The organism is Streptomyces europaeiscabiei (assembly GCF_036346855.1).
Classification (GTDB): domain Bacteria; phylum Actinomycetota; class Actinomycetes; order Streptomycetales; family Streptomycetaceae; genus Streptomyces; species Streptomyces europaeiscabiei.
The window spans coordinates 866527-887614 of record NZ_CP107841.1; the positions used below are offsets into that span (position 1 = coordinate 866527).

12 protein-coding genes are annotated in these 21088 nt (G+C 72.7%); 8 read left to right on the plus strand and 4 right to left on the minus strand.

Going from position 1 to position 21088, the window contains the following annotated elements:
* The first annotated feature begins 239 nt into the window (after positions 1 to 239).
* Positions 240 to 1529, plus strand: coding sequence for an alpha-L-fucosidase (locus tag OG858_RS04085; protein ID WP_086749687.1), 1290 nt, complete (start codon positions 240 to 242; stop codon positions 1527 to 1529).
* Here OG858_RS04085 and OG858_RS04090 read toward each other — a convergent pair.
* Entirely contained in the window at positions 1505 to 2077 is a 573-nt protein-coding gene (locus OG858_RS04090) for a cysteine hydrolase family protein (RefSeq protein ID WP_086749686.1), read from the minus strand. The two genes, OG858_RS04085 and OG858_RS04090, sit on opposite strands and share 25 nt — an antisense overlap.
* On the minus strand, positions 2074 to 3540 hold the full coding sequence (locus OG858_RS04095) for a purine-cytosine permease family protein (protein WP_328545130.1): 1467 nt from the start codon (positions 3538 to 3540) through the stop codon (positions 2074 to 2076). Before OG858_RS04095 ends, OG858_RS04090 begins: the two co-directional genes overlap by 4 nt.
* A 232-nt stretch (positions 3541 to 3772) precedes the next feature.
* Between OG858_RS04095 and OG858_RS04100 the strand changes: the two genes are divergently transcribed.
* From OG858_RS04100 to ligA, 4 genes are all read left to right on the plus strand, one after another.
* Positions 3773 to 6667, plus strand: a complete 2895-nt coding sequence (locus OG858_RS04100; RefSeq protein ID WP_408059374.1) for a helix-turn-helix transcriptional regulator — start codon at positions 3773 to 3775, stop codon at positions 6665 to 6667.
* A 377-nt stretch (positions 6668 to 7044) separates the two neighbouring features.
* A complete protein-coding gene (locus OG858_RS04105) occupies positions 7045 to 8490 on the plus strand; it encodes a glyceraldehyde-3-phosphate dehydrogenase (protein ID WP_086751033.1) in 1446 nt (481 codons plus the stop codon).
* A gap of 207 nt (positions 8491 to 8697) precedes the next feature.
* On the plus strand, positions 8698 to 9480 hold the full coding sequence (locus tag OG858_RS04110; RefSeq protein WP_328545129.1) for a DUF4253 domain-containing protein: 783 nt from the start codon (positions 8698 to 8700) through the stop codon (positions 9478 to 9480).
* A gap of 56 nt (positions 9481 to 9536) precedes the next feature.
* A complete protein-coding gene (gene ligA / locus OG858_RS04115) occupies positions 9537 to 11624 on the plus strand; it encodes an NAD-dependent DNA ligase LigA (protein WP_319065230.1) in 2088 nt (695 codons plus the stop codon).
* A 12-nt stretch (positions 11625 to 11636) separates the two neighbouring features.
* On the opposite strand, the gene OG858_RS04120 is transcribed toward ligA, so the two are convergent.
* The gene (locus tag OG858_RS04120; protein ID WP_319065253.1) at positions 11637 to 12866 is read right to left on the minus strand and encodes a PP2C family protein-serine/threonine phosphatase; all 1230 of its coding nucleotides are present in this window, start codon (positions 12864 to 12866) and stop codon (positions 11637 to 11639) included.
* Positions 12867 to 13119: 253 nt separating this feature from the next.
* Here OG858_RS04120 and OG858_RS04125 point away from each other — a divergent pair, with 253 nt between their 5' ends.
* Entirely contained in the window at positions 13120 to 13353 is a 234-nt protein-coding gene (locus OG858_RS04125; protein WP_086747446.1) for a hypothetical protein, read from the plus strand.
* A gap of 16 nt (positions 13354 to 13369) precedes the next feature.
* Here OG858_RS04125 and OG858_RS04130 read toward each other — a convergent pair whose 3' ends face one another.
* Positions 13370 to 14539 carry a Cmx/CmrA family chloramphenicol efflux MFS transporter gene (locus OG858_RS04130; protein WP_086747447.1) on the minus strand — a complete coding sequence of 390 codons (1170 nt, stop codon included), beginning with the start codon at positions 14537 to 14539 and terminating at the stop codon, positions 13370 to 13372.
* Positions 14540 to 15211: 672 nt separating this feature from the next.
* On the opposite strand from OG858_RS04130, the gene OG858_RS04135 reads away from it, so the two are divergent.
* Both OG858_RS04135 and OG858_RS04140 read left to right on the plus strand, forming a co-directional pair.
* Entirely contained in the window at positions 15212 to 16078 is an 867-nt protein-coding gene (locus OG858_RS04135) for a DUF4132 domain-containing protein (RefSeq protein WP_086747445.1), read from the plus strand.
* Complete coding sequence (locus OG858_RS04140; RefSeq protein ID WP_328545128.1) at positions 16075 to 20985, plus strand: DNA-binding protein; 4911 nt, start codon at positions 16075 to 16077, stop codon at positions 20983 to 20985. The genes OG858_RS04135 and OG858_RS04140 overlap by 4 nt, the downstream gene beginning before the upstream one ends.
* Positions 20986 to 21088 lie beyond the last annotated feature (103 nt).

Consider the following 21088-nt stretch of genomic DNA (forward strand, 5'->3'; position numbering starts at 1 on the left):
CGTCTCCAATGGGGGCCGGGGTGTGGGGAGTTGATCCGCCGGGCGATACGCGCGGCGATCTGCAAGCAGAACCGGCAATTTCCTGAAAGCCCTTGCAGCGCGGAAGCTACAGGGACATGACATCCGCGTAAAGGGATCGCGCGGCGAACGCATCGCCGAAGCGCCTCGGGGTGAAAACGAACCAGTACTGGTGACCGGCGCCCACGCGCCCGCCGGGGCCCGCCGCCTAGCGTGGCCGCATGACCATGCAACCCTGGTTTCCCGCCGCCAAACTGGGCATCTTCATCCACTACGGCATCTACGCCGTGGACGGGGTCCCGGAGTCCTGGTCCTTCTACTGGGGCGAGGTGACGCACGAGCAGTACATGAAACAGCTCGACGGCTTCACCGCGTCCGCGTACGACCCCGCGGCCTGGGCCGAGTTGTTCGCCCGGGTGGGCGCGAAGTACGCGGTGCTCACCGCACGCCACCACGACGGCGTCGCCCTGTGGGACACCGCCCGGGGTGACCTGGGAGTCGTCCGGCGCACCCCGGCGGGCCGGGACCTGATCGCCGGATACGTCGACGCGCTGCGCGAGCGGGGCCTCAAGGTCGGCCTCTACTACTCGCACTCCGACTGGAACCACCCGGACTACGCGAGCGTCCGCCACCCGGAGATCGACCAGTGGTCGAACACCCACCCGGGCGGCAACGATGCCAACCCCTACTCGCATGCCGCGCACGGCGAGGAGGACCCGGCGGCCTGGGACCGCTACCTGGCCTACCGTGACGGTCAGGTGAGCGAGCTGGTGGAGCGGTTCCGCCCCGATCTGCTGTGGTTCGACGGCGAGTGGGAGCGCACCGAACAGCAGTGGCGGATCCGGGAGTTGGCCGAGCTCATCCGCGCGGAGAACCCGGACACCGTCCTGAACGCCCGCATGCTCGGCCACGGCGACTACGCCACCCCCGAACAGGGGGTGCCGCTGGAAGCCCCGGACGGGCCCTGGGAGTTGTGTCTGACCATCAACGACTCATGGGGCTTCCAGCACGCGGACCACAACCACAAGTCGGTGCGCCAGCTGGTGCGTTACTTCGCCGAGACGATCGGCATGGGCGGCAATCTGCTGCTGGACGTCGGGCCGAGGGCGGACGGATCGATCCCCGCCGAGCAGGTCGAGCGGCTGGAGGGACTCGGCGCGTGGATCGGGCAGCATCGCGACGCCGTGTACGGGACGGTCGCCGGGCTGCCCGCCGGGCACCACTACGGCCCCAGCACCCTTTCCGCCGACCGGCGCACCCTGTATCTGATGTGCTTCGACGTGCCGCGCGAGTCCGTGGCGGTACGGGGGCTGCGCAACCCCGTCAGGAAGGTCACGGTCCTCGGCACGGGCACCGAGCTGGGCCACCGGGTGATCGGCGGCCTGGACGCCGTGCCCGGCGTGACCTGGATCGACGCCCCCGAGGAGACCGACCTCGACGCTTACGCGACCGTGCTCGCCCTGGAGTTGGACGGGGAGCTGGACCTCTACCGGGGTTCGGGCCGCGACTGAGCGAGGACCTCGTCGACGGTCACGACCCGGACCAGCGGCCGGTACAGGTCCAGTACGTACAGGGCCTTGGCGTGCGACTCGTCGTCCGCTCCCGCGCAGGCATCGGCGACCACCAGTACCTCGACGCCCGCGTCGGCCGCCGCGAGGGCGGTGGACAGCACACAGCAGTCGGTGCTGACCCCGGCCAGGACCAGCCGCCCGCCCGTTCCCAGGCGGGCGGACAGCTCCGGGCCCCACTTGCCGAAGGTCGGGGCGTCGACCACGTCCCGTGCCTCGCCGGAAAGTTCGTCGACCAGTCGCCACAGGCGCGCGTCGGGGGGCTGCAGCGCGAAGGGCGCCTGGGCGTAGTACGCCCGCCAGGCCCCCTCGGGCCGCTCCGGCGCGACGAAGCGGGTGAACACGGACCGTCCGGCGAACGCCGGCAACAGACGCCGTACGCCTGCCGCGGCCTCGGCGAAGCGCGGGGCCGCCCAGGGGCTCGCGGGCTCGGCGAACACGCGCTGCATGTCGATGACGGCGAGCAGGTCGGGCGGGCCGGACGCGCTCATGGGCGACCCTCCTGCGCCCGTACCCGCCCCCGCGACAGGAGCAGTGTGCCGAGGAAGCCGGCCGCCAGAGCCACCAGGACGCCCAGGTTGGCGTAGGCCCAGTCACCGTTCCTGCCGCCGAGGCCGAAGGGGCCGAGAAGGTAGCCCTGCCAGTCGAGCCAGCCCGCGGCGGAGTTGGTGACCAGGCCCCAGCCGAGGGCGGTGGCGGCGACGGTGAGGAGAAGGGGGAGCGGCGGGAGGTCGCCGTAGCGGCCGTCCGGGCGGAACAGGTCGGCCTCGGCGTAGTCGCGGCGGCGCAGCAGGAGGTCGGCGAGCATGACGCCGCACCAGGCGGCGATGGGGACGCCGAGGGTGGTGAGGAAGCCGATGAACGGGCCGAGGAAGTCGTCGGCGACGAAGACGATGTAGACGGCGCCCGCGATCATCAGCACACCGTCCACGAGTGCGGCCAGCGGGCGCGGCACGCGCAGGCCGGCCGCGAGCAGGGCGAGGCCGGAGGAGTAGATGTCGAGGACGGCGCCGCCGACCAGGCCCAGCACGGCGACGGCGGCGAACGGGACCAGGAACCAGGTGGGCAGGAGCGTGGTCAGCGCGCCGATGGGGTCGGCGGCGATGGCCTCGCCGAGGTCGGCGGACGAACCCGCGAGGAGCAGACCGAAGACCAGCAGCAGGAGCGGGGCGAGCGAGGCGCCGAAGGTGGTCCAGGCGACGACGCCCCGACCGGAGGAGTCACGCGGCAGATAGCGGGAGTAGTCGGCGGACGCGTTGACCCAGCCGAGGCCGAAGCCGGTCATCAGGAAGACGAGGGCCCCGATGAACTCCTGGGCGGATCCGGCCGGTACGGCACTGACGGCGGACCAGTGGACGTGGTCGGCGACCAGTGCGACGTAGACGACCGTCAGCACGCCGGTGACCACGGTGATGACGGTCTGGAATCTCATGATCAGGTCGAAGCCCATCACGCCGACGACCACGACCAGTGCGGCGACCAGGACGAGCGCCATCACCTTGGTCCCGGTGCCGCCGCCCGTGCCGAGCCGTCCGAAGACCGTGGCGGTGGCCATGGTGGCGAGCGCGCACAGCACGGTCTCCCAGCCGACCGTGAGCAGCCAGGAGACGACCGCGGGCAGCCGGTTGCCGCGCACCCCGTACGCGGCACGGCTGAGCACCATCGTCGGGGCCGAGCCGCGTTTGCCGGCGACCGCGACGAAGCCGCAGAGCAGGAACGAGAAGACGATGCCGATGACCCCGGCTGCCAGCGCCTGCCGGAAGGAGATGCCGAAGCCGAGCGCGAACGCGCCGTAACTCATGCCGAGAATGGAGACGTTGGCGCCGAACCAGGGCCAGAAGAGGGTGCGGGGGGTGCCTTTGCGGTCGGCGTCGCCGATCACGTCCAGGCCGTGGGTCTCCACCTGGAGCGGTCGGACGGCGGCGGGGCCGCCGGGGGTGTCGGAGTCCGTCATCGTCGACCTGCCTGTCTGATCGCGGACCTGTCCGTCCGATCATGCTGATCGCGTCGAGGGGAACCTAGGTGCGCCGGTCAGGGGCGTCAAGGTGGCACCACGACGGGCGCGGAGAGCGGACCGCCGACATGTCGGGACTACGTACAATCTTCGAGAATCGGCCGGAGGTTCGCGATCAGGAACCTGCGGATCGGCCCGGGACGGCCCGGGGCCGGCTTCGGGGGGAATCGCATTGCCGTGGGACGTGGCTCCGCTGGTGAGCCGGGAGACCGAGTTGGCGCGGCTCGCCGAGGTGCTCGACGGGCTGACGGGGACCGGCCGAGGACCGACGGAGTCCAGCCACGTGCCGACGGAGTCCGGCCACGTGCCGACGGTCGTCGATGTCACCGGCGCGGCCGGGATCGGCAAGAGCAGGCTGGTGTCGGAGTTCTGCGCGCGGGCGCGGGACCTGGGCATGACGGTGCTGCGCGGCCGGGCGACCGAGTACGAGCAGCATCTGCCCTACCAGCCCCTCGCCGACGCCCTCGCGGACCTCGACATCGAGACCGGGATCCCGTCCCCGTTCGCCGACGTCCACACCGTGGACCGTTTCGCCCTGCAACGCGCGGCGGCCGCCTTCCTGGCCCGGATCGCACGGACGGGCAACGGCCTCGTGGTGGCCCTGGACGACGTGCACTGGGCGGACCCGGCGTCCCTGGAACTGCTCGATCATCTCGTACGGCATCCGCCGCGGCGCGCCCCCGTGGTGATCGTGGTGGCGCGCCGCGAGCGGCAGACCTCACCCCGGCTCGTCGCCTCACTGACCCGGGGCGTGGAGACCGGGACGGTGCTGCGTCTCGAACTCGGGCCCCTGGACCGGAGCGCCTGTCTCGCGGCGCTCGCCCCCGACCGACCGGCCGGTCTCGCCGCCGAGCTGTACGCGGCCAGCGAGGGCAACCCCCTGTACTTCCTCGCCCTGCTCCAGGCGGGCAGGCCCGCGGGCCTCAGCTCACTGCTCCTGGACGAGCTGACGCCGCTCACCGACGGCCAGCGCCGGACGGTCCAGGCCGTGGCCGTGCTCGGCGACCACGCGGCACCCTCCCTGGTGGCGGCCGTCACCGGCCGCCACGAAGACGAACTCGACCCGGACTTGAGGGAGTTGACCGCCCGTGATCTCGCGCGGCCGGGGCCCGACGGCCGCTGGGCACTGCGGCATCCGGTGCTGCGGTCCCTCGTCCACGACACCACCGACCCCTTGCTGCGCACCCGCATGCACCATCTCGCCGCCGCCGAACTGGCCCGGGTCGGGGCGCCGGTCACCGAACGGGCGCACCACGTCGAGCGGTCGCTGACCGGCTGGGACCCGCACGCCGTGACCGTCCTGACCGAGGCCGCCCGGCAGGCCGCCGCGACGGCGCCCGCGAGCAGCGCCCACTGGCTGGGCGTCGCCCTCGCGCACCTGCCGGAGCGGCCGGAGCACGGGGCGCTGCGCCGCGACCTCATGCTGCGGCGGGCCGAGGCGCTCGGCGCCTGTGGCGGACTGTGGGAGAGCAGGGACCTGCTGCATGAGGTGATCAGCCTGTCGCCGCCGGGCACCGACGACGGTGTACGGGCGTCGGCCGTCACCCTGTGCGCGGCCATGGAGCGTCACCTCGGCAGGTACGCGGAGGCCGTGGCCCTGCTGCGCCGCGAACTGGCCCGGGGCCCCGACCTCTCCCCCGCCGAGACCATCGAACTCGGCCTCGAACTGGGCTCGTCCGCGCCGCACGCCACCGCCTACCCGGACGTACGCGACGACTTGGCCCGCACCCTGGAGCTGGCCCGGTCGCTGGGCGACGAGGTCGCGCAGGCGGGGGCGCTCGCCGTCACCGCGCTCGGGGAGGTGTACGAGGGCAACACGGTGGCCGCCGCCGAGGCCGCCGACCGGGCCACCGCGCTCATCGACTCCCTCACCGACCAGGATCTCGCGGGCCTGTGCGAACCGCTGGCCCGGCTGAGCTGGGCGGAGGCGTTCCTCGAACGTTACGCCGACGCCGAACGGCATGCCGAGCGCGGCCTCGCCATTGCCCGCAGGGGCGGCCTCCTCTATGTGGTGCCGCATCTGCTGCTGTGCATGTCGCACATCCAGGTCATGACGATGCGGCTCGGGCCGGCCGTCGATCTCGCCGAGGAGGCGGAGACGATCGCCCGGGGCATCGGCAGCGACGAGTTGCTCGCCTTCGTGCTGGCGTCCAAGGCCCAGGCGCTGATCCCCGCGCTCCCGCCCGGTGACGGCGGTGCGCTGGCCGTGGCCGAGGAAGCCGTCGCGCGGGCCGGTGCCGGCACTCGCTGGTGGGCGTCCATCGCCTGGTGCGTGCTCGGGTACGCCGCGCTCCACGCCGGTGATCCGGCGCGGGCCCGCGCCGCCGTGCTGCGGGCGGGCGGGGAGGACCTCGACGGCCTGCAGCCGAGCATGCGCCCCCTGTTCATGGAGATCCTCGTCACCGCCGCGGTCGCCACCGGGGAGCACGACGAGGCCCGGCAGTGGGCGGACCGTGCCCGCAAGGAGGCGGAGCGGCTCGATCTCGTGGTGCAGCGGGCGTCCGCTCTGCGCAGTTCGGCGTACGTGCCGCTGACCGACGGCGATGTGGTGGCCGCGGCCGACCTGTTCGAGCAGGCCGCCCAGGAGTCGGCCCGGAGCGGGGGCCGGCTGTGGGAGGCGCAGACCCTGCTGCTTGGAGCGCCGCTGACCGCGTCCGTGGGGCGTACGGCCCGTGCCCGCGCCATGTGGGAGCGCGCCCTGCGGCTGAGCACCGAGGGTGAGGCCCATCTGCTGACAGGGCTCGCGGAGGCGATACGTCCGGCCGTCTTCCTCGAACCGGAGCCGGACCCGGCCTCGACCGCGGACGCGAACGGGCAGGCCCTCCCGCGAACACCCGCGCAGGAACCGACGCCGGTGGAACTGACCGCGCTGTCCCCGCGTGAGCGCGAGATCGCCGCACTCGTCGCGGAGGGCCTGACGAGCCCCGCCATCGCCGAACGGCTCTTCCTCAGCCCACGCACCGTCGAGACCCACCTCTCCCGCATCTACCGCAAGACGGGCGTGACTTCGCGGGCCGCGCTGGCGGCCCTGCAGGTACGGGACGAACTGCGTGACGGGGCCAGGTGAGCTTCGTACGGGGCGTGCTTACGCAATCTCCCTGATACCGCCCCCGACCGCTGTCCGGAACGGGCTCTCGTGGTCGGCGGTGTCCTCCTCACCACCGGATGCGGCGCCGCCGCCGGCACCGAGGCCGAGAGCACTCCGTCGGTGACGGCGTCGAAGGCCGCCGCCGTACCGTCCCGTACGCCTCTGCCCCACCGGCCCGGATCGCGAAACTGCTGCAGAGCGAGCCCGGGTACGACGGCCCGCCGTGCGAACCGATCGACCGCACTTGTCCGGTCCGGCTGTGGAGCCGAGGACGGGCCGATGTGCCCCCCCTCGGTGCATCTCCTCCGAGCGAGGTGGTTAGCATATGAGCGCCGCCTAGCTCGAAAGATAAATCTGTGACTGTCAACGAGGACTCGTTCACCAACTGGAAGAACCGCGAGGAGATCGCGGAGTCGATGATCCCGATCATCGGGAAGCTGCACCGTGAGCGGGACGTGACGGTCCTGCTGCACAGCCGCTCCTTGGTGAACAAGTCGGTGGTCAGCATCCTGAAGACCCACCGGTTCGCCCGCCAGATCGCCGGTGTGGAGCTCTCGGTCACCGACACCCTGCCGTTCCTGCAGGCCCTCACCACACTCGATCTCGGCCCCTCCCAGATCGACATCGGCCTCCTCGCCGAAGCCCACCGGGCCGACGACCGAGGCCTGTCGATCGCGGAGTTCACCGCCGAGGCCGTCGCCGGCGCCACGGGTGCCAACAAGATCGAGGGCGCCGAGGGACGCGACGTCGTCCTCTACGGCTTCGGCCGCATCGGCCGTCTCGTGGCCCGCCTGCTGATCGAGAAGGCCGGCTCGGGCAACGGCCTGCGGCTGCGCGCGATCGTCGTGCGCGGGGGCGGCGAACAGGACATCGTCAAGCGCGCCTCGCTGCTGCGCCGGGACTCCATCCACGGCCAGTTCCAGGGCACGATCACCGTCGACGAGGCGGACAGCACGATCATCGCCAACGGCAACACCATCAAGGTGATCTACGCGAACGACCCGTCCGAGGTCGACTACACCGAGTACGGCATCAAGAACGCCATCCTCATCGACAACACCGGCAAGTGGCGCGACCGCGAGGGCCTGTCGACGCACCTGCGTCCCGGCATCGACAAGGTCGTCCTGACCGCGCCGGGCAAGGGCGACGTCCCGAACATCGTGCACGGCGTCAACCACGACACGATCAAGCCGGACGAGCAGATCCTGTCCTGCGCTTCCTGCACCACCAACGCGATAGTCCCCCCGCTGAAGGCGATGGACGACGAGTTCGGTGTGCTGCGCGGCCATGTGGAGACCGTCCACTCGTTCACCAACGACCAGAACCTGCTGGACAACTACCACAAGTCGGACCGTCGGGGCCGCTCCGCGCCGCTCAACATGGTCATCACCGAGACGGGTGCCGCCTCGGCCGTCGCCAAGGCACTGCCCGAGCTGAAGGCGCCGATCACCGGCAGCTCGATCCGCGTCCCCGTCCCGGACGTCTCGATCGCGATCCTGAGCCTGCGCCTCGGCCGCGAGACCGACCGCGAGGAGGTCCTCGACTACCTCCGCAACGTCTCGCTGACCTCACCGCTCAAGCGCCAGATCGACTTCACCAACGCCCCCGACTCGGTCTCCAGCGACTTCATCGGCTCCCGCCACGCCTCGATCGTCGACGCCGGCGCCACCAAGGTCGACGGCGACAACGCGATCCTCTACCTCTGGTACGACAACGAGTTCGGCTACTCCTGCCAGGTCATCCGGGTCGTCCAGCACGTCTCCGGGGTGGAGTACCCGACGTACCCGTCTCCGGCGGTCTGATCCACCGGGCCGTACACCCTCACCACCATGGGCCGGAGGAGCGGATCGCTCGTCCGGCCCTCGGTGTTCCGTCCGGCCCGCGGTGTTCCGTCCGGCCCGCGGTGTGCCGGAGCCGGCAGCCCGGGTCGCGGAGGAGTCCGACCACTGCATGCGGCGGGCCCGGACGCAGTGGATCGCGCTGTCAGTGGCCGGATCTACGGTTCGGCCATGCCCTTTCCTCTGCCTGACGGCCTGCCCGGCGGCCGGTTCACCACGCGCGGACCGTCGCACATCTGGATCTCGGGCGAATTCCCCCGCGCCCTTCCGGAGTTGTGGCCCCGGCTGCTGAGCGAGCACGAGGCGACGGGGCTGCTGCCCGTGCTGTACCGGGACGACGGCCTGGGCGAGCCCGTGGATCCAGGGCTGGTCGACGACGTCCGGCTGGAGGACGTGCTCCCGGCGGACTTCGCCGAGTACCGGCGCCGGCGGCTCCCGCTCTGGACGGATCCGACGCCGGAGCCGGTGCCCGAGGACGTCGAGCCGTGGCCGCACGATCCCGGCCCGCCCTTCGACCGGTGGCCGGGTCCGGCGCCCGCGATGCCGGTCGTGCCCGCCGACCCGACGCCGATGGAGGTGGCCTCCGGGGCACCGGCCCGGCTCGCCCGCACGGACCACGGGGTGCTCGACTGCAGTCTCGTGCTCGTCCCGGCCCGTCGCGGCAGCGACGCCCTGGCGTTGCTCGGCTGGAACTCCGATGCGCCCCTGCCTCTGCTCTGTGCCCTGCTGCGCAGTTGGGAGGAACGGTTCGGCGCCCATGTTGTGGCGGTGCACGGCGGCACGCTGAACGTCTCCGTCGCCCGGCCGCCGCGTACGGCGGAGCAGGCGAACCTGCTCGCCCTGGAGCATGTGCTCTCCACGGCGGACAACATCGTCGACGACCCGCCGACCCCGTTCCCCGTGTACGCGGCCGACCTCGTGGGACGGGACCACTGGTCCTTCTGGTGGGACTAGCTTTCGAGTCGTTCGCCCCGAGGGCGTTGTCAGTGGTGGGAGGCAGGATGGTGCCCATGACGACATCAGTTGCAGTGATCGTGGATGCCGCCGCCTACGCGCAGGCCGTCGAGGACGCGGTGCGGGCTTCGGCCGCCTACTACACGGGCGGAACCTCGGTGTTGGACGATGACGCGTACGACCGGCTCGTGCGGGGGATCGCGGAGTGGGAGGCCGCTCATCCCGAGCAGGTGCTGCCGGACTCGCCGACCGGAAAGGTGGCCGGCGGAGCGGTCGAGGGGGACGTGCCGCACACGGTGGCGATGCTGAGCCTGGACAACGTGTTCTCCGCCGAGGAGTTCACGGCGTGGACGGCCTCACTGGCCCGGCGGATCGGGCACGAGGTGGAGCGGTTCGGTGTGGAGCCGAAGCTCGACGGACTGGCGATCGCCGCCCGGTACACGCGGGGGCGGCTCACCCGGCTGATCACGCGGGGCGACGGGACGGCCGGGGAGGACGTCTCTCACGCCATCGGCACCGTCGAAGGGCTGCCGCGAGAGCTGGCCGAGCCGGTGACGGTGGAAGTTCGGGGCGAAGTCCTCATGACGAACGCCCAGTTCGAGCACGCCAACGAGGTGCGCACCGGGCACGGCGGGCAGCCGTTCGCGAACCCGCGCAACGCGGCGGCGGGCACCCTGCGCGCCAAGGAGCGGGCCTACACCGTGCCGATGACGTTCTTCGGGTACGGGCTGCTGCCGCTGCCCGGTACGGACGCCGAATCCGCCGCGCGGCTGGGCGAGCTGGCCCACAGCGAGCTGATGGCACGGGCCGCCGAACTGGGGGTGAACACCACATCGAGCACGGCCGTGCCCGGTGTCACCGCCGGCACGGTCGAGGAGGTCCTGGACCGGGTGAAGGAGATCGCCACGCTGCGGCCGGAGCTGCCGTTCGGGATCGACGGGATCGTCGTCAAGGCCGACCTGGCCGCCGACCAGCGGGCCGCCGGGTCCGGTTCACGCGCCCCGCGCTGGGCGATCGCCTACAAGCTGCCCGCCGTCGAGAAGATCACGCGGCTGCTGGAGGTGCAGTGGAACGTCGGCCGCACCGGGATCATCGCCCCGCGTGGTGTGCTGGAGCCCGTCGAGATCGACGGCTCCACGATCACGTACGCCACCCTCCACAACCCGGCCGACATCACCCGCCGCGACCTGCGGCTGGGCGACCACGTCATGGTGCACCGCGCCGGTGACGTCATCCCCCGCGTGGAGGCGCCCGTCGCCCATCTGCGCACGGGCGACGAACAGCCCATCGTCTTCCCCGAGGTATGCCCGAGATGCGGCTCCGGCATCGACACCGGGGAGCAGCGCTGGCGCTGCGAGAACGGCCGCAACTGCCACCTGGTGGCGTCCCTGTCGTATGCCGTCGGCCGCGATCAGCTCGACGTCGAAGGGCTCGGCCACACCCGGGTGGTCCAGCTCGTCGAGGCGGGCCTGGTGGCCGATCTCGCCGATCTGTTCGCCCTCACCCGCGAGCAGCTTCTCGGTCTTGAGCGCATGGGCGAGACCAGCACCGACAATCTCCTCGCCGCGCTCGACACAGCCAAGGGGCGGCCGCTGTCTCGGGTGTTGTGCGCGCTGGGTGTGCGGGGCACCGGACGCTCCATGTCCCGCCGTATCGCCCGGTACTTCGCCACCATGGACAACATCCGCGCCGCGGACGCCGAGGCGATCCAGCGGGTCGAGGGCATCGGCACCGAGAAGGCCCCGTCCATCGTCGCCGAACTCGCCGAACTCGCCCCGCTCATCGACAAGCTCGCGGCGGCCGGGGTGAACCTGACGGAGCCGGGCGCCACACCGCCCGCCCCGGCCCACGACTCCTCCGCCGACGCGGAGGAGGGCGCCGAGCCCGCGGGCGGGCCGCTCGCCGGGATGGCCGTGGTGGTCACGGGCGCGATGACCGGCGTACTGGAGAAGCTCAGCCGCAACCAGATGAACGAACTCATCGAACGCGCCGGCGGACGCGCCTCCTCCAGCGTCTCCAAGAAGACCTCCCTGGTCGTCGCGGGCGAGAACGCCGGCTCCAAGCGCGCCAAGGCCGAGACCCTCGGTGTCCGGCTGGCCGACCCGGACGAGTTCGCCGTCCTCGTCGCCGACTTCCTCGACTGAGCGCCGCCCGGATCACAGCCGGATGATGACGAGGGCCGCGTCGTCGGTGGCACGCCCGTCAGGGAGGAGATCGAGGAGGAGGGCGTCGGCGAGGGGCTCGGCGGTGGACCGGCGGTGGCGGTTCAGCGCATCGGCAAGGCGGGCGAGGCTGTGGTCGATGTCCTCGTCACGGCGTTCGACGAGGCCGTCCGTGTAGAGGACGAGCATGTCGCCCTCGGTGAAGCCGAGGGTGGCCTCGGGGCGGGGAGTGTGTTCGGGGCGGGCGCCGAGCGGCGGATCGGTGGCCTGGTCGAGGAAGACGACCTTGCCGTCACGGCACAGCAGAGCGGGCGGCAGATGCCCGGCGCTGCTGTAGGTGATGGTGTGGGTGTCCCAGTCGACGCAGGTCTGCACGGCGGTGGTGTTCTCGGCGCCGTCGACGGAGCGGGCGTACAGACCGAGCGCGTCCAGCGCCTGGGCGGGACCGTCCGCCACCAGGGACGCGGCGCTCAGCGCGCTGCGCAGCTTGCCCATGACGCAGGCGGCGGCCAGGCCGTGCCCGACCACGTCACCGACGGCGATCCCGATACGGTCGCCGCCGGACAGGCCGACCAGGTCGTACCAGTCGCCGCACACGTTCAGCGCGTCGGTCGCCGGCTGGTAGCGCACCGCCGCACGGTGGTGGCCCAGCGGGTTGGGCGCGGGCAGCATCGCCGTCTGCAGGGCGAGCGCGACCTCCCGTTCGTGGGCGTGTGCCTCGCGCAGTCGCTCGTTGACCTCCTGCAGCTCACGGGCGCGGGTGTACAGCTCGGCCTCCAGCACGCCGGCCCGGGCGCCGGGTGAGCGCTCTCGGGCCCGGATCAGCTCGGTGACCTCCTCCACCTTGTGGATCACCAGCACCACCTTCCCGTCGGGGCCGAGGATGGGCGCGTTCACCGGGCTCCAGTACCGCTCCTCCCACTCCCCCGGCCGCTGCACCGACTCCACGTCGTAGCGCTGCAGCGCCATCGCGTCCCGCTCGCCGGTCTCCACCACCCGGGTGAGAGAGGCCGCCAGGTTCCGCATGCCGTTCGCGGACGGGTCGGTGGGGTTGTCGGGGAACACGTCGAAGAGGTACCGGCCGACCACCTGCTCGCGGGTGCGGCCCGACAGCCGCAGAAACTCCTCGTTCGCGTCCGCGTACACCAGCCCGGGTGTCAGCAGCGCCACCATGCCCGGCAGCGCCTGGAACACCGCCGCGTAGTCGATCTCCGTGTCCGCCATGGTCGCCGCCTCAGCGTCCGTCGCCTTCCTGTGATCTCCACCATAGGAGCCGATGGCCGCCGGAGCGCGGTCCTGTTCCAGGAAAACGAGCAGGTCACGCACGGTTGTGCAATAGAGGACGCAGCGTCACGGCCCCGTCTCGCGCAGCGTCACGGTCCCGTGACGCTGCGCTGAGCAGAATGACCCGCGTGGAGCCCATGCCGTCCTTGCTCTCACGGCTGGACAGCTTCGCCACTTCGCGCAGGTGGGGCCTGTGTCGACGCCCGTCTGCCGCGCGTTCGCACAAGTCTCCGGCAGTTCTCCGGCGAACCGGGGACTCCGCAGCCGCGTCTCCTGGAACCGTGTCTCCTGGAGCCGCGTCTGCTGCAACCGCGGCGAGCGGCTCTCCGCGACGGCGGCCTCCGGCACTCGCGTGGTCCGGCTCGACTCGACCACCGGCATCGGCCACGTGGTGGCCCGGGCCCGACCGAGCGGCAAGTGCGGCTGACCGGGCCCGGCCGGGGTCAGCGGTCCGTCGGGCGTCCGCCCGGCGGACCGCTGACGGTCGCCGACCCGATCATGACCGCGACCGCTGTGGCGGCGAGGGCCGCGCTGACCCATACGGCGTCCCGGTAGTCGCCGGTCGACTCCGTCACGGCCCCGGCGAGCAACGGGCCGCAGAACGCACCGGCGTTGAGCGCGACCGTGGCGAACGACCCGCTCATGGCGGGCGCGTCGGACGCTGCGTGCATGACACGGCTGACGAGCGCCGATCCGATCCCGAACGACAGCCCGCCCTGAACGACCGCCACGATGAACATCGGCGCTGTCCGACCGCTGGTCGCCGCCATGACCGCCCACCCGGCCGGCAACACCCACAGTGCGAGAAGCATGCCTCGCCGGAGGTGCACCACGGCGGTACGTCCGGCGATGTTCACGCCGATGAAGGCGCCCGCGCCGAAGGCCGCGAGCAGCCCGGTGACGGCGGCCGCGGGGAGTCGGGTGACATCCGTGGCGATCACGGCCAGGTAGGCGAAGGTCGCGAAGGTCGCCCCGTTGACCACCGCCGCGAGGACCGACGCCGTGCGCACCGGCGGGGAGTTGAGAGTACGCAGTTCCCGGCGGACCGAGATGTCGTGGCCGTGGGCCGCGTCGGCGGGCGCCGACCGGAACACGAGTGCCAGCGCGGGCAGGCACAGGACGGCGACCGCCCAGAAGGCCGAACGCCAGCCGGCCCACTCACCGAGCAGCGCGCCGGCGGGTACTCCGACGACACACGACAGCGTGACCCCGGACAGCAGGACGGCGGTGGCCCGGCTCCGCCGGGCCGGTGCCACGAGGGTGGTCGCCGCGCTCATCGCGACCGCCAGGAAGCCGGCGTTGACGATCGCGGCGACGATCCGGGTGCCGAACAGCACAGCGAAGTCGGTCGTCATCGCACCGGCGACGTGCACGACGACGAACGCGGTGAGAAAGCCGGCCAGTGCGAGACGGCGTGGCCACCGTGCGCTCAGCGCGGCCATCACCGGCGCACCGACGATCATCCCGACGGCGTACGCGGACGTCAGGCTCGCGGCGGCGCCCACCGACACGGACAGATCACGGGCGATACCCGGCACGAGACCGGACAGCATGAACTCGGAGGTGCCTTGGGCAAAGACGGCAAGGCCCAGGACGTGGACGAACAGGGGCACGAAGTCGACTCCGGTGGTGACGAGGGCGGGCAGGAACATCCGCGCACCGGCCGTCGTACGGGGTCACCTGTGAAGGGACGATCCGCCGCCGACCGGCGGCTCCGTTCTGTCCGACTCGGGGCTCATCACCCCAGGCACCGTACGCATCACTTCCCCGGCCCTCAACCGGATTACGGGGTGGCGTCGGTCTTCGGGGCATGGCCGGGGGCGTGATGCTCGGTGAGTTCGCCGCCTCGGAGGTCGCCGGCTCCTCCGAGTACTGCCTGTCGGGCAGCGCCGGCCCGCCACGTTCACCGAGGTTCAGTGGGTGACCGCACAGCCGAAGGCCGACGCTGCCCGTTCTGCACCACGCGCGCCGATGCGGAGGGTGAGCGCGTCGGCCTTACGACATCCGGGATCGGTGACTGGCCGGTAATACGTACTCCGGTTACGTAGGTCTACGGATGCGGCGGCGTTCTCGCTTCGCTTGGCTTGCCGGACGCCGGAGGGATCGTCTCGTGCTGCCTGTTCGCCGTCGGGGTTCCCGGCGCGTCGAAGGGGACTTGTCGGGGGGCGCCCGCACCGATTGTCAGTGGCTGCCGCTAGCGTTCCGCACATGGTCGCACTTGGGCCGGGATTCCCCGGCTGAACTGTGCTTTCTTCTTGTGGAACTGACGCGGAGGGCTGTGTTTCGTGGGTTGGCTGTCGGCGGGTGACGGGTATGAAGTCGCCCTTGTGGAGGGGCGGGTGGCGGCGCGAGCCACCTCGGGCCGGGCGGCGGGACGGCAGTTGAAGTCGCTGCCGAAGGCTCTGAAGGACCACCCGGAGGTGGACCGGCTCCGGCGGTTCGCCGAGTGGCTGGATCGGCACGCGGCGGCGTGCGTCACACAGGTGGACGCCTGGATGGTGTCGTCACTGCCCGTACCCACCGGTCTGCTGGCCCGGGTGTGGCCGGACGAGGCCTGGCAGGCCGCGCTGCGCGACCTCGCGGTCGTCGGCGACGACCCGGACGAGGTCGGCTTCCTGCGGGGCGCCACCGACTCCGGCGAGCTGCGGATCGTGAACCTGGACGGGGAGACGGTCCGCCTCTCCCCGCGCACGGTGACCCTGCCGCACCCGGTGTTGCTGCCGGACCTCGACGACATCCGGGAGTTCGCGGCGGAGCTGGGCATAGTCCAGCGCGTCGAGCAGATACACCGGGCGACGTGGCGGCGGCCCGACGGCCTCGCCGCCAAGGCGACCCAGGTGCGGGACTTCACCGGGGGCAAGTTCCGCTCCCGCTTCGCCCTCGCCGCGCGCGCCACCTCACTGGGCTACCGCGTCTCCGGCGGTTACTGCACCGCCCGGGTGCGGGACGGCGAGCGCACCGTCGAGGCCTCCGTGTGGATCGGGGAGCCGTACTGGGACCACGAGGTGGAGACCGGCAGCCTCACCTGGCAGGACCAGGACGGCCGCGCACTGCCGCTGAGCGATGTGGGCCCGGTGGCCTGGTCGGAGGGGATGCGGATGGCCGCGGCGCTGTACGCCGGGCGCGTGATCGAGGAGGGCAAGGACGCATGAGCGGGGGGACGCGGGTGTCGTACGAGGAACTGCTGACGGCGGGCGGGGTGCTGCCGCCGGACACCGAGGGGGCCGGGGAGCGGGCGGTGCCGCTGACGGCGCGGACGTACCGTCATCCGGGCCTGGACGACCGGGTGGTGGTGCGGCTGGTCGCCGGGGAGCTGGGCGCGGCGGAGGATCTGGCCGCCGGGTTCCTGGGGCTGGAGCAGGATGCGGAGCCGGAGGTCGTGGGGCTGGGGCTGCGGCAGTCGCTGGGCTTCCCCGAGTGGGTGCTGGTGCACCACCCGGCGGACGGGCACCACGCGCTGGGCATCGTGCCGGACCTGGAGCGGGCGGCCCGGCAGGCGAAGTCCAAGCCGAAGATGGCCATGGACGCCTACCAGGAGCTCGGCGAGCGGCTTGCGGCATCGGTGCCGCACTTCCTGCCGACCTTCTACGAGCAGGCGGGGCGGGTGTTCCTCGCGGAGGAGAACGCCACGTACGCGGCCCAGTTGTTCACCCGCGCCCGTAAGGCCGAGGCCGAGCACGGGCTGACGGTCGAGGAGGAACGGCTCGACGCCGTGTTCCTGGAGTTCGCCCTGGCCGGGGCACTCCCGGTGAAGGTGCTGTCGGCGTACGCGAAGGAGCTGGCCGCGCGGGTCCCGGCCGAGGAGGCGCTGCGGCGCTTCACCAAACTGTGCCTGCGGCGTACGGCGGGCGGTCTGCCGCCGTCGGCGCAGATGGCGGGCGACCTGCGCAGGCTGGCACGGGCCGCCGGCCGGGACGCGGACCTGTCCGAACAGGACTATCTGGCCGAGCTGCTGGTCCTGCCGTCCACGCTGCGCGCCGCAGCCGGCTGGTGGAAGGGCCACCGTACGGCGCTGGTGGCGCTGGCGGCGCGCGAGCCGAAGGTGCGGGGCACCCTGCTGGACACGCTCCCTTCGTCCCACGACGACGAGATGCCCGCGCTGTGGCTGGACATACTGACGGTCTCCGGCGCCACGGCCGGACTGTGGGACGGCTCCCTGCCCGCAGAGCAGCGGCCGCACGACGGCACGGCGGGCTGGCTGGAGCGGTTCCTGACGTTCCGGGAGCGGGCGCGGTCCTGGCGCGGCTCCACCCGGATGCCTGAGCTGTACCCGCTGGTGGAGCGATCGGCGGACCGGTTGCGGGCCGAACTCACCACTGCCGGGCGTGAGTTGCAGGTCACGCACGACATCGATCTGATGGATCTGCTGCTGTCCCTCGACGTTCCCGTGGCCGCCCCGCAGAAGGACGGATCGCTGCCGCTGGAGCAGTGGGCCTCGGGTGAGGGACACCGTGAGCTGCTGTCGCTGACCGCGGACTCCCGTTTCCACGACGCCTTCCGGCGCGGCGCGGACCGGTTCGGTGACGACGACTCCGGGCGGCGCGCGATCCGGGTACTGGCCGCGTCGCCGGGCGGGCGCCCGCTGCTCGCGCGGTGGGTGAGCGCAGTGGTCCGGCGGTTCACCGCCGTGGGGCTGCCCCAGCTGCCCGACGCCCTCACCCGGCTGAAGTGGCTGCCCGCGGAGGCGCTGGCGCTCGCCGAGGACGAGGTGCGGGCGGCCGTCGCCACCGACCTGGCGCCGGTGCTGTCGCGGACCCTGCGCGCGGGGCTCTTCGACGAACTGGGCTGGCCCGCCTGGGAGGACGCGACCGCCACCCTCGTCCCGAAGGACGATGTCGAGGACATCATCGTCGCCGACGCCTGGCCGCATCTCGTGGTGGCGGGCGCCGCCCAGGCCCGCGTGATCGGCGCGCAGGGCACGCTCCTCACCCACGACCTGCGCATCCCGGCGAACGACAAGTGGGGCGACCCGGGCTTCCACCACGTGGACGGCGAGCTGCTCGTCTACTGGCGCTCCCGCAACGACGGCCTGCGCGGCTACTGGCACACCCGCGCCGACAGCCCCCGGACCATGGAGGGCCCCGGCGGCACCCGTGGCACGGAGATGGACTGGTACAAGGCCGACCTGAGGCTCACCCTGCCCCTGCCGGGCGGCGGCCGCACCACCGGCGCGGGCGTGCTGCACGTCGGGGACACCACGATCCCCGACGAGCGGTGGCTGGTCTTCGACGGCGCCTCGTACTGGGTGTGGATCGCGGAGGGCGAGCACGACACGCCCGGCTGGTACGAGTACGACCCGACCACCGACAGGCGCGGGCGTATGAGCATGCCCGCCTTCCTGGCCGACGCGCTGCGCGACGCCCCCGAGGGCAGCGCCTTCGACAGCGGCTGGCTCGGCCCCTCGCCGACCGTCGGCCGCGCGCCGGCCTCCGCACCCGTGGACGGCGTGGTCGGCATCCGCACGGTCAAGCTGCCCGACGGCTCCTGGCGCAGCCAGGACCTCGCCGGGCACACCGTCACCCTGCCCGCCGACAGGGGCAGGCCGTCCGCGCTCGTCGTGTTCCCGGGCGACGACCGGGCCCGTGCCGTCGTCCGCCACGGCTGGCAGCTCGAGATCGTCGACACGGACGGCGTCGTCACCTCCGTCGCGAAGACGGACCGCACCCCGGGTGTCTTCGGCGAGGGCACGCTGCTGCTGCCGCCGGTGCAGTTCTGGGAGTGCATGACCGCCCGCGACCCGGAGGGCTCCGCCGCGCTGCGGCGCATCGACGGGAAGACGTCGGCGGCCCTGCTGACCGCGGCCGCCCAGGACGACAAGGGGGCGCTGCCCGACGCGATCCGCACGCTGCTGCCGGTCACGCACGACGCGCTGGTCGCCGGCATCGCCGGAGTCGTGCGCCACGCCGCCGGCCAGCAGGCCGTCCTCGACGCGGCGGCCGCCCGGCTCACCCGGGCCCTCGACGGGGGCGTGGAGGAGGACGAGGGCCCGGCCGGGCCGGCGGACACCGTGCTCATCGACGCCATGAGCGGTCTCGGCATGGTCAGCGGCTACTGGTGGCGCCGGGACGAGGAGGACGACTCCGTCTTCCGTACCTTGCGGGCGATGGGCAGGGCCACCGGACTCTCCGCCGCCACCGTTCCGGAGAAGGCCGCCGCCCGGCTGCACCTCGATGGGCGCGAACTGCCGACCGGATACCTGAACGTGCAGACGCTGCTCGACCGGGCCGCGGCTCTCACGTTCCGGGCGGCGGCCGGGACCACCGCGGAGGAGCACCGGGAGGCGCTGCTCGCCCTGCTCGGCCGGTTCGACGCGCTGGGGCTGAGTGGCGGCTCCGGGTCCGAGCGGTGGCGCAAGGTGATCCTGCACCTGGCGGCCGACCGGTTGCGCACCCCGTCGGGCCAGTGGCGCGAGGGCTCGTGGAACGGACTCCTTCCCCTGGGCGGCGGCGCCTTCGTCGCGATCGTGGAGCGCCGCGCGCTGGACGACAACGGCGGTGTCTTCGCCGGGTTCTTCCACGACCCGGCGGGACGGTTCGACACACCGGAGCCCTACACCCTCCGTGAGTCCTCCCCGCTCGGCGAGGAGGGAGGGGCGCCGCCGCCCGGTGTGTTCCTCGCGGAACTGGCGGCGCGCGGACCGGCGCCCTGGTTCCCGGAGGCCGCCGAGGAGTTCGCCCGGCTCACGGGCGTCACCGGGACGATGGCCCGGCTGATCGTGGCCGGCCTGCCGCACATCGACGTCCACGAGCGCACGTTCCTCACTACGCAGGTGCGCACCACCATCGGGGTGAAGGCCGCCCCGGCGGCCGTCGCCAAGGACGAACTGCGCAGCGTCGACGGCAGGATCCGCGCGGCGGTGGTGGCCGCCCTGCTGCCCGCCGATCCCGCCCGGCTGTGGACCGAGGGGCCGGACGTGGCCGCCGCGGCCGAGGTCTGGAACAGCGAGGTCGGCAGGCGGACGGCTGTCCCCGAGGAACTGTTCGGCGACGCGCTCCGCGCGGTCAAGCACTCGCACTGGGAGGTTCGCCAGGCCCTGCCCGCGCTGTTGCACCCGGCCGGTGAGCCCCGGCTCACCCGTGACCTGGAGTGGGCGGTCAACGGCGACCGGGTCAAGCCCGTCGGCGACGCCGCGGCCGGGTTCACTGCGGACACGCTGGTCGGCTCGGTCGGCCTCGCCGCCTGGCTCGCCCACCGGCTGCCCGCCGGAGAGCCGCTCCGGGCCGCGCTGCCCGCCGCGCTCACCGCCGTACGCGAGCGGCTGTCCCACCCCGGGCTGGTGCTGGACCTCGGGCGGTACATCGGTCTCCCCGCGTTCCGGAAGACCGCGGGCACCCCGACCGAGGTCGGTGAGGGCTTCGAGCGGTACGGCGCCGTCATCCTGGCGACCCACGACGACCAGCCGGCGCCGGGCATCCGGGTCGCGCTGCTCGACGAGGCCGGCCAGGACCCGTACCTTCCCGCGCTGCGCGTCGAGGACCAGCAGCCCTTCGCGGCCGAGGTGGCGCTGCGTCTGGCCCGCGGCCCCCGGTACGCGGCTCTTCTCGCCGACCCGGGCGACCCGCTCGCCGGGGAGCGGGGCAAGGACGGCACCTGGTGGCCGCAGGACCCCAGCCGTTCCGTGCCCGAGCTGGTGACGGAGGTGGCCAAGGAGTACGGCATCGGCGAGGACACGGCCACGCTCTATCTGATGCTGCTCGCCATGCCCGATCCGACCGACCGTACGACGGCCCGCTGGACGGGGTGGAAGCCGGCCCGGCTCAAGGCGGCCCGTGCCGAACTGGCCGCGGGCGAGCTGGTGGTGGAGGCCAGCCGGACCAGGGCCGGACGTTCGCTCTTCCTGCCCGGCGCCTGGGTCGACCCGAAGGCGCCGCGCCTGCCTCTGGAGCGGTGGAAGCTGCCGCTGTACGGCGACCTGATGAGCGGCGAGCAGGCGACGTTCGGCGTGATCGTGCCGACCGAACCGGCCGCCGAGCTGTACCGCAGGGCCTGGCAGCGCGTGCAGGACGGCGACGCGCCCCGGTTCCAGGAGCTGAAGGTGCGGCGGGGCCGCCGCCGCTGAGGAGGCGGGGGCGCCGCCACCGGGGAGGCGGGCGTGCCTCCGCTGACGAGGCAGGGGCGCCCGACCGCCGGGCGCCCCCGGTCCCACCCCCTCATCTCCCGCT